Below are 1,368 nucleotides of genomic sequence, written 5' to 3' on the forward strand. Positions count from 1 at the left end.
TGAGCAACCGGCGACATGGGTAACAGTTCAAACCGACGACATGGGTAACACAATTCTCGTTTCGTTCAGGTCTGTTGTTGCTGGGGCTGTGGACCCTGGGGGCAACGCGTAGCGTTGTCCCCAAGTCCACAGCGCTTGCGCCTTGGTTTTCGGAGTTCATCGCTCTGATAGGCGATGGTGCCGAGCATGATCGGGCCGTAGCTGACGGTCCAACAGCCCTCCGATTCAGTTAGGCCAATCGGCTCACCCGCCAGAGCCGCGTTGATGTAGACGAACTTGCCATCGAGTTTGATCTCTCCATTGTGGCGAACCCGGCGAACTTCCTGGTCGCCATAGTCCGGCGAGCGCAGAATGCCATCAAAACGGCGTGGTGAAGCGTGGTAGCGCTCGGCAGGCGTGGCATTGTCGAGCGCCTGGTGAGGGCGTTCTTCGTTGTAACGCTGCCGGAAGGCGCGCAGTCGCTTGAGCTGGTCGCGCATGCTGTGTGCCGGCGGGTCGGCCGCCTCCTGCAACAGAGTGAGATGCATGCGCTCATGGCGGCCGTTCTGCTGCGGCTTGCCGGGGGCAATGCGTTGCGGCGTGACGCCGGCCTTGATCAGCTTCACCGACAGCCTTGACAGTCCGCCAGCGCCTGTCGATGCAAAGGGAGAACCATTGTCCGACCGCATGTAATGCGGCAGCCCAAACTCGCGGAACGCGGCATCAAGCACCGGCCAGACATGGTCGGTGTCCGTACATGGCAACGCCTGGCAGCGCAGAAGATAGCGGCTATGCGCATCGGTGATCGTCAGCGGTTCACACCGCTCGCCGTCGCCCGTCAGGAACCAGCCCTTGAAGTCCATGCACCAGACATCGTTGGCGGCTTCACAATCGGCAAAGGGCGCACTCGATGGCGGGCTGCGCCGGCGCAGCTTGCGCTTCACCGTCAGCCCCTCGCGATCGTACAGCTCGCCAATCGTGCTGGCCGCCGGCCAATCCGTCTTGGGTGCACGCCGTTCCAGATAGGCCCGCACCTTTACCGGCCCCCAACTCGGATGCGCTCGCCGCACCTCAAGGCAGCGCTCGGCAATGTCCGGCGCAATCGCTCGCGGGTGGTGCAGCGGAGCTCGCGAACGGTCGAGCAGGCCGGCAGTCCCTTCCTCCTCAAAGCGCGCTAGCCATTTGTACCCGATCCGGCGGCTCACTCCGTACCGCCGGCAGATCGCCGCAAACGATTCCTCACCCTTCTCAACCGCCACCACAAACCGCATCCGCTCTTCCACGGTACAGGTCTCCTTCCACCCCATCGGCAAGGTCCTCCTTGCCGACCAGTTGACCTGTTACCCATGTCGTCGGTCTATTCTGTTACCCATGTAGCCGGTCAGGACC

At 62.7% G+C, this 1,368-nt stretch carries 1 protein-coding gene; it reads right to left on the bottom strand.

The features are described from left to right. Positions 1-65: 65 nt before the first annotated feature. On the bottom strand, positions 66-1,286 hold the full coding sequence (locus ACZXDY_RS45915) for an integrase core domain-containing protein (protein ID WP_464350014.1): 1,221 nt from the start codon (positions 1,284-1,286) through the stop codon (positions 66-68). Positions 1,287-1,368: the final 82 nt, after the last annotated feature.

Source organism: Bradyrhizobium sp. LeoB3 (assembly GCF_055456055.1).